General features: G+C 71.3%; 9 protein-coding genes. 3 read left to right on the top strand and 6 right to left on the bottom strand.

Going from position 1 to position 8,078, the window contains the following annotated elements; translation table 11 throughout:
- Nucleotides 1-233 precede the first annotated feature (233 nt).
- Complete coding sequence (gene thiE / locus IBL25_RS10620) at nucleotides 234-878, top strand: thiamine phosphate synthase (RefSeq protein WP_187778522.1); 645 nt, start codon at nucleotides 234-236, stop codon at nucleotides 876-878.
- A gap of 152 nt (nucleotides 879-1,030) precedes the next feature.
- Here thiE and IBL25_RS10615 read toward each other — a convergent pair whose 3' ends face one another.
- The 6 genes from IBL25_RS10615 to IBL25_RS10590 all read right to left on the bottom strand — a co-directional run bounded on the left by IBL25_RS10615 (nucleotide 1,031) and on the right by IBL25_RS10590 (nucleotide 5,656).
- Nucleotides 1,031-1,711 carry a CHAP domain-containing protein gene (locus tag IBL25_RS10615; RefSeq protein WP_238940344.1) on the bottom strand — a complete coding sequence of 227 codons (681 nt, stop codon included), beginning with the start codon at nucleotides 1,709-1,711 and terminating at the stop codon, nucleotides 1,031-1,033.
- A 380-nt stretch (nucleotides 1,712-2,091) separates the two neighbouring features.
- A complete protein-coding gene (locus tag IBL25_RS10610; protein ID WP_187778520.1) occupies nucleotides 2,092-2,442 on the bottom strand; it encodes a RidA family protein in 351 nt (116 codons plus the stop codon).
- 115 nt (nucleotides 2,443-2,557) lie between these two features.
- Nucleotides 2,558-3,820, bottom strand: a complete 1,263-nt coding sequence (locus IBL25_RS10605) for an MFS transporter (protein WP_367615593.1) — start codon at nucleotides 3,818-3,820, stop codon at nucleotides 2,558-2,560.
- A 12-nt stretch (nucleotides 3,821-3,832) separates the two neighbouring features.
- Nucleotides 3,833-4,186, bottom strand: coding sequence for a hypothetical protein (locus tag IBL25_RS10600; protein WP_187778519.1), 354 nt, complete (start codon nucleotides 4,184-4,186; stop codon nucleotides 3,833-3,835).
- Nucleotides 4,187-4,258: 72 nt separating this feature from the next.
- Nucleotides 4,259-4,759 (bottom strand): hypothetical protein, encoded by a 501-nt coding sequence (locus tag IBL25_RS10595; protein WP_238940343.1) that lies wholly within the window; start codon nucleotides 4,757-4,759, stop codon nucleotides 4,259-4,261.
- A gap of 39 nt (nucleotides 4,760-4,798) precedes the next feature.
- Entirely contained in the window at nucleotides 4,799-5,656 is an 858-nt protein-coding gene (locus IBL25_RS10590; protein WP_187778518.1) for a LysR family transcriptional regulator, read from the bottom strand.
- A gap of 105 nt (nucleotides 5,657-5,761) precedes the next feature.
- On the opposite strand from IBL25_RS10590, the gene IBL25_RS10585 reads away from it, so the two are divergent.
- Complete coding sequence (locus IBL25_RS10585) at nucleotides 5,762-6,757, top strand: bile acid:sodium symporter family protein (RefSeq protein ID WP_187778517.1); 996 nt, start codon at nucleotides 5,762-5,764, stop codon at nucleotides 6,755-6,757.
- Between the two features lie 41 nt (nucleotides 6,758-6,798).
- Nucleotides 6,799-8,073 carry an amidase gene (locus IBL25_RS10580; protein ID WP_187778516.1) on the top strand — a complete coding sequence of 425 codons (1,275 nt, stop codon included), beginning with the start codon at nucleotides 6,799-6,801 and terminating at the stop codon, nucleotides 8,071-8,073.
- The last annotated feature ends 5 nt before the right edge of the window (nucleotides 8,074-8,078 follow it).

Raw genomic sequence — 8,078 nt, 5'->3', positions numbered from 1 at the left:
CGGAACGGGGCGCGCGGCTCTGGCCCGAGGCACCGGCGGCGCTCGACACCGCCGGCATGCGCCCCGGCGACCCGCGCGCGGAGGCCCGGCTGCGGGACTGGCTCCGCGGGTGACACGCCCCCTGGCCCTCGGCTAAAGCGCCCGGAGCTTATCCGGGCGCCGTAACAGAAGGTCCGCCACATCATGCATCACGTGAAGCAAGGCCTGCCGCGCCGCCGCCGGGGCGCCTGACCATGCCGGTCGCGCCCGAGGGCTGCCGCCTCTACCTCATCACGCCGCCGGCGCTGGAGCCGCGCGCCTTCGCCGATACCCTGGCGCGGGCGCTGGATGCCGGCGATGTCGCCGCCCTGCAGTTGCGGCTGAAGGACGTGGACGACGACGCCCTGCGCCGCGCCATCGACGTGCTGCGCCCGGTGGCGCAGTCCCGCGACGTGGCCTTCCTGCTGAACGACCGCGTGGACCTGGCGGTGCAGACCGGCTGCGACGGCGCGCACCTGGGCCAGGAGGATGGCGACCACGCTGCCGCCCGCCGCCAGCTGGGCGAGAACGGGATGCTGGGCATCTCCTGCCACGGCAGCCGCCACCTGGCGATGCAGGCCGGCGAGATCGGTGCCGACTATGTCGCCTTCGGCGCCTTCTTCCCCACCAGCACCAAGCAGACCGAGCACAAGGCCGAGACCGATGTGCTCGCCTGGTGGTCGGAGATGTTCGAGCTGCCCAGCGTCGCCATCGGCGGCATCACGCCCGCCAATTGCGCCCCGCTGGTGCAGGCGGGCGCGGATTTCCTGGCGGTGGTGAGCGCGGTCTGGGGTCACCCGGAAGGCGCCGGCGCCGGCGTGCGGGCCATGAACGCCGCCATCGCCGCCGCCCGGAACTGAAGCAGGCCCCGGTCAGGCAGGACCACCTGACCGGGCGCGGATGCTTACCGGGGACGACATGCTCCAGATGCAAGAAGGGCGGGCCGGCATCCCGGCCCGCCCTTCCGCGGGGTCGATCTCGGAGGCGGGCAGACCGGCCCGCCGGCGGTGCCTCAGCGGCGGGCGCCACCCAGGTTGAGGTCGCCCACCACATTGGCCAGATGCGCTTGATGCGGCGAAGCCGGCGCCTCGGCCACTTCCTCGAAGCCACCGCCGGTGCTGGCGGTCATGATCCGGCCGCTATCCGGGCGATTGTAGATGAAGCCGTTGGTCGGATAGACGCGGCCGTAGGAGTCGTCGTCGCGCCCGACCTGCACGCGCACCGCCGTCCAGTCGTTGTGGTCGGAGACATCGACCACGGAGACACCGCGCATGATGGTGCCCTTGCGGATGCCAGGGCCTTCCCAGTTGGAGTGGTCGATCAGCACCTCACGCGCGCTGACCACCTTGGACACCACCGCCACATGGCCCAGGCGCATACCGCCGGAGGAGCGGAAGGACATCACCGCGCCATGCTCGGGGCGCTGGCCACGGGCATAGGTGCCGGCGGCATTCGCCCACCAGAGATGCGCGTTGCCGGTGATCTCCATGCCGGTCACGGAGCGGACATAGGGAACGCAGGAAATGGGGCCGCCGCCGAAGTCGGCGGCACGCGGGGCGGCGCTGCGCACCACCTGCTTGGTCGCCTGCGGCTTCGCACCACGCGCAGGACCAGCCACCACTGTCACACGCTGCTGCTTCACGCTGTCCCGCGTGCCGCGGGCAGTGGCGGCATCCGCCATCGTCGGCGCCAAGCAGGCCGCGCCCATCAAGACAGCCACGGCCAAAGCAGTGCTGGTCACCCGCATGAAACCCCCTCAATCGCCAAACTCGACCCCCCGGTCGCGCCGGTTTTCCGGCTGCGGCAGGAAGGCGGTAGCAAAGGCTTTCGGGTGCGGACAATCAGGTTGCGTGTTTCAGAGCGAAATCTGCCGTGATTCGTCAGTTAAAGGCTCACTAACCGGTGATGAATAAGACCTTAATCCTATAACACAGGCTTACAGGACGAAATGCAACAGTGTTGCGATGTATTTGCAACAGGAGGGGAATCGTTCGCCATAAACAGAAACGGTGCGGCCAGGTTCCCTGGCCACACCGTTTCATCATCTTGGCAGTTAAGCCGCGGGAAGAAGGGTCAGCGGCAGGCCGTGACCATGATCTCCACCAGGTGGCGCGGGTCGGCCATATTGGCCTCGACGCAGGCGCGCACCGGGGCGCCGCCCTCGGGCAGCCACTTGGTCCAGACGCCGTTCAGCGCGTCGCGGTCCCGGATGTCCTTCAGCCAGACCTGGGCCTGCAGCAGGCGGGTCTTATCGGTGCCATGGTTCTCCAGCAGATCGTCGATCTTGGCCAGGATCTGCTGCGTCTGGCCGACCACGTCGGCGGAGAGGTCCTGGGCCGTGACGCCGGCCAGGAAGACGAAGCCGTGATACTCGACCGCGTTGGAGAGGACCGGGTTGGTCTCGTGGCGGGTGATCTTGCTCATCGGCGCTCTGCGCTCCCTGGTTGCTCACAATCGAAGGGGCCGTGGCGCCCTTGGCGCCAGACCCGGGGCGCGCTGCTTCTAGGACGAGGGTGAAGCAGCCGCAAGGTGGTGGCCCTCAGCCCCGCGCCGCACCGGGCGCCACATCCGGCGGCGGGGCTTCCAGCGAATGCTCGATATGCCGCATCCGCCCAAGCCCCCAGGCGAAGACGACCAGGGAGAGCGCCACCCCCACCAGCGCCGGCAGCCGCAGGCCGAAGGCCTCCCCCGCCCCACCCAGGAGCAAGGCGCCCAGCGCCGGGCAGGCGCGGGTGATCAGCCCCCAGAGCGCCAGCACCCTGCCCCGCATGTCCGGCCGCGCCGCCGTCTGCGCCAGCTGCTGGGTGGTGATGCCCTGCATGGAGGTGCTGGCGCCGATAAGGGCCGCGCAGGCCAGGCCGAAGCCGAACCAGCCAGTGCCCACGAAGCCCGCGATGGAGAGCGCCTGCGCCAGCCCGGAGAAGATGGAAATCCGCACCGCGCCCTCGATGCGCCCGCGCGTCGAGAGCCAGAGCCCCGTCACCAGGGCGCCGACGCCGAAGCTGGCGGTCAGCAGGGCCAGCGAATCGGCGCCACGGCCGAAATTGCGCTCCACGAAGGGGGGCAGCAGCTCCTGCACGCAGCGCAGCAGCACGCTCATGGCCGCCGCATAGGTCAGCAAGGGCCCAAGGCCGGGGTGGCGGCCGACATAGCTCAGCCCTTCCCGCACCTCATCCCAAAGGCTGCTGGTGGCGGGGTGGCCACGCCGGTGCGCCGGGGCCACCCGCAGCATCGCCATGCTGGCCAGGGCGCAGGCATAAGCCACGGCATTGCAGGCAATGGCGGGCGCCACGCCGAAGCCGGCGATCACCGGCCCCGCCAGGGCAGGCCCGATAAAGCGGGCGATGTTGAAGACCAGCGAATTGCAGGCCACCGCCGCCGGCAGCTCGGTTTTCGGCACGATGCCCGAGATCAGCGTCTGCCGTGCCGGCTGCAGGAAGCTGGCGGCGGTGCCGGCGCAGAGTTCCAGCAGGATCAGCAGTTCCACCTGCATCATCCCGGCGGCCACCAGGGCGGCGACCGTCGCGGCCTCCAGCGCGATGGCGGCCTGGGCGATGGTGGTGAGCCGCACCCGGTCCACCCGGTCCGCCACAGCCCCGGCGATGGGGCTGATGAAGGCCGCCGGCGCCAGGTCGCTGAAGGCGACGAGCCCCACCCAGAAGGCGCTGCCCGTCATCTCCCAGGCCAGCCAGGCCACCGCGATGCGGTGCATCCAGAGCCCGGTCCAGGCCGTCAGGCTGGCGCCGAAGAAAATCCGGGCGTTACGGGTGGAGAGCGCCCGCCCCAGCGCGCCGAAGACCACGGCGCGGGCCGGTCAGGGGCTCCGCCCCGTCCCCGCGCCAGCGGTTCCCGGAGAGCGCGTGGCCGCCGAGGCATTGGTCGCGCCGCGCACGCAGGAATCGATCATCTGGTCCCGCTCGAACTGCGCGGAAAGCCGCTCGGTGCCCATGGAGCCATCACGGGCGCCGGTGAAGCTGCCGGCCCCGAGGCGCGACTCGGCCTCATCGGTCCGCATGAGCTGGCCGCGGTCGCGGAAGCGCATGGTGCGCTCGACATCCTGGCGGCAGATGGCGGCGGCCTGGTCCTGCTGGCGCTGCTCGGCGCTGCGCGGCGCGGCGGCGGCACAGGCGCCCATGAGCAGCAGCAGCGGAAGGGAAAGGGATTTCATGAGGCGCTCCGGCAAGGCGTGAAGCCGGAACGATGCGGGCAACGGAACGTTGCGGCCGCCGTTCCAACCGGCTCAGCCCGCCTCCGCCCCCCTGCCCGCCGGCGCGCCGGCGATGCGGCCCGATAATAGCCGCTTCATCCCGCTTTCGTCGAACCGCCCCGCCGCGTCCAGCCCCTGCGTAGCGGCGGCGGACAGCAGGGCGGGATGGATCTCGATTCCGTCGCGCCCGATGGCGAAGAGCCCGGCCATCCAGCGCGCCCGCCCCAGCAGGTCCACCAGCGCCAGCAGCCGCAGGCAGAGCGCCAGGCCGGGCAGCGTATCCAGCCCGGCGAGGCGGTCCACGGCCTCCGCCCAGCAGGCGGCATCGGCATCGGCCAGGGCCAGCACGGGCCCATCCTGGAACAGCAATGTGCGGTGCGGGCCCCAGTGCTCAGCGGCGGCAGCCGCGCGCGCCGCCTCCCAGGCCGTGCTGAGGGCTTGGGGGGAAACGCCGGGAAGGTCTTCCGGGCGGCAGGGAATGGCGTAGTGCAGGACGCCGTCAGGGGCGACCGCCACGCGAACGGCTGGGGGCATGGGACCAAGATGGTGCGCCGCGCCCGGCGCCGCCAGGGGTCAGGACTCCGGCTGCAGGCGCCCGGCATTGTCCAGGATGGCATGCATCAGCGCCTGGGCGATGGGCCGGTGCGCGCCGGGGCCGATCACCACGAATTCGATCATCCCCAGTTCCGGCAGGTGACGGGAGGGCGGCAGCGGCGCCAGCCCCGGCGGCACCAGCCGCCCGGAATGCGCCGCGACTCCCAGCCCCGCCATGGCCGCCGCCCGCAGCCCTGAAAGGCTGCCGCCGGTGCAGGCCACGCGCCAGGAGCGTCCGGCCTTCTCCAGCGCCTCGATACACAGGGCGCGGGTGATGGAGGGCGGCGGGAAGAGCACCAGCGGAAGCGGCTGCGCCGGGTCTGGCCGCAGCCCCGGGCGGCCGACCCAGGCCAGCGGCTCCCGCCAGGCCAAGGTGCCGCGCGGGTCGTTGCCGCGCCGCTTCACCAGGATCACGTCCAGTTCCCCGGCATCGAAGCGCTCGTAGAGCACTCCGCTGAGGCCGACCGTCAGTTCCAGGTCCACGCCACTATGGGCGCGGGCGAAATCCGCCAGCACCTCCGGCAGGCGCGAGAAGGCGAAGTCCTCCGAGGCGCCGAGCCGGATGCGGCCACGCAGCGGCGAGCCGGCCAGGAAGCGCTCCATCCGCTCATGCGCCTCCACCACGCCGCGAGCGAAGCCGGCGAGTGCATCGCCATCCGGCGTCAGCGCCACGGAATGGGTGTCGCGGGCGAAAAGGCTGCGGCGCGTCGCTTCCTCCAGCCGGCGGATGTGCTGGCTGACGGTGGATTGCCGCAGGCCGAGCCGTCGGGCCGCCTGGGTGAAGCTGCGGGTCTCGGCGACGGCCAGGAGGGATCGGAGGAGGTCCGGGTGCAACATGCCTCATGCTTATCATGATTTGTGGTTACAGTTATCGGAACCATGCGGATCGAGAATAAAGGCCGACGGGCTTATCTCGGGGGCTGACACAGTGGAGGCCGCCCCATGAACCTGCTCCGCCGTCTGCCCATCGACCGCTTCCTGCTGTTGCTGATCGCCGCCGTGATGCTGGCCGCCCTGCTGCCAGCCAGCGGCAAGGCGGCGGAAGGCGTGGACCTGCTGGCTTCCTTCGCCGTGGCGCTGCTGTTCTTCCTCTACGGCGCCAAGCTGGCACCCAAGGCGGTGATGGACGGGCTGCTGCACTGGCGCCTGCAGGCCCTGGTCATGGCCAGCACCTTTATTGTCTTCCCGCTGCTGGGGCTGGCCACGACGGCGCTGCTGGGCCGCTGGCTCGGCCCAGGGCTCTCCATGGGCCTGCTGTTCCTCTGCCTGCTGCCCTCCACGGTGCAGTCCTCCATCGCCTTCACCTCGGTGGCGCGGGGCAATGTGCCGGCGGCGCTGTGCAGCGCCTCCGTTTCCAACCTGCTGGGCATGGTGCTGACTCCGGCCCTGGTGGCGCTGCTGCTGCGGGTGGGGGGCAGCGGCTTCAGCACCGATGCGCTGAAGGATATCGGCTTGCACCTGCTGCTGCCCTTCCTGCTGGGCCAGGCGGCGCGGCCGCTGATCGGCGGCTTCATCAGCCGGCACAAGCTGCTGACCTCGGTGGTGGACCGCGGCTCCATCCTGCTGGTGGTCTATGCCGCCTTCAGCGAGGGCATGGTCTCCGGCATCTGGCAGCAGGTGGACCTGCGCAGCCTCGGCCTGCTGGCGCTGGCGGATGTGGTGATCCTGGGGATCGTGCTGGCGCTGACCGTCTTCGCCGCCCGCCGCGCCGGATTTTCCAAGGAAGACGAGATCGTGGTGGTCTTCTGCGGCTCCAAGAAGAGCCTGGCCAGCGGCGTGCCCATGGCGAATATCCTCTTCGCCGGCCACCCGGTGGGGCTGCTGGTGCTGCCGCTGATGCTGTTCCACCAGATCCAGCTCTTCGCCTGTGCCGCCCTGGCACAACGCTATGCGCGCCGGGATGAAAGCCCCCTGCCCGCCGGCCTTCCGGCCGAATAACCCGGCTGGACCACCGCGCCAGCTTTGTCCAGCATCGGCGGATGAGCACCGACCCCGCCGACCTTTCCGCCACGGAGGCCGCCCGGCGCATCGACGCCGGCAGCCTTCATCCCCGCGACCTGCTGGAAGCCTGCCTGGACCGCATCGCCGCCCGCGAGGGCACGGTGCGGGCCTTCGCGCATCTGGACCCGGCCCTGGCCCGCACGGCCCTGGCCAGCCCGCGGGAGGGGCTGCTGGCCGGCCTGCCCGTGGGCGTGAAGGATGTGCTGGATACCGCCGACCAGCCCTCCGAATACGGCTCCCCCATCTGGCGCGGGCACCAGCCGCGCGCCGATGCCTTCGCCGTGGCCGCCACGCGCGGCGCCGGCGGCATCATCCTGGGCAAGACCGTCACCACCGAATTCGCCACCCGCCACCCCGGCCCCACCACCAATCCGCACAACCCCGCGCATACGCCGGGCGGTTCCTCCTCCGGCTCGGCGGCGGGTGTCGCGGCGGGGTTCTTCCCGCTGGCCTTCGGCACGCAGACGGGCGGCTCCGTGCTGCGGCCGGCCTCCTTCTGCGGCATCACCGGGTTCAAGCCCTCCTTCGGCCTGATCCACCGCGCCGGCATGAAAGTGATGAGCGAGAGCCTGGATACCATCGGCGTCTTCGGGCGCGGCGTGGCGGATTGCGCCCTGCTGGCCCAGGCGGTCACCGGCCTGGACCTGGGGGACCCCCAGCGCGCCACCGGCGCGGCGCCCCGCCTCGCCGTCTGCATCGGCCCTGGTGAGGGGCAGTTGGCGCCCGAGACGCTGGCGCTGCTGGAGGATGTCGCCGCCGCCTGCGCCCGCGCCGGTGCGCGCATCGAGCGCGTCGCGCTGCCTCCCGCCGTGGTGGCGGCGCAGGAAGCACATCCGGCGGTGATGAACGGTGAGATTTTGCAGGCCCTGGCCTGGGAGCGCATGACACACCCGGCGGACATCTCCGCTGAACTGACGGAGAACATGGACTGGGCGGCTGCCCTGCCAGCGCCCGCCCTGGCGGAAGGCCGCGCTGCCTTTGCCGCCGGCCGCGCCGCCCTGCGGGAACTGATGGCGAGTTACGACGCGATCCTGACCCCTGCCGCCCCTGGCGAAGCGCCACAGGGCCTGGGCTGGACCGGCGATTCCATCTGCAACGCGCTTTGGACGGCGATGCACGGCCCCTGCATCAGCATCCCTGCCGGGCGTGGTCCCAATGGGTTGCCCATCGGCATGCAACTGGTGGGCCTTCCCGGGCAGGACCGCGCCCTGCTGGGCTGGGCCGGCTGGCTGGAAGGCATGCTGGGCCGCTGAAGCCA

This window comes from Pseudoroseomonas ludipueritiae (assembly GCF_014490445.1).
In the GTDB taxonomy this organism is placed as follows: domain Bacteria; phylum Pseudomonadota; class Alphaproteobacteria; order Acetobacterales; family Acetobacteraceae; genus Pseudoroseomonas; species Pseudoroseomonas ludipueritiae.
This window is presented reverse-complemented; position numbering and strand designations above follow the sequence as displayed.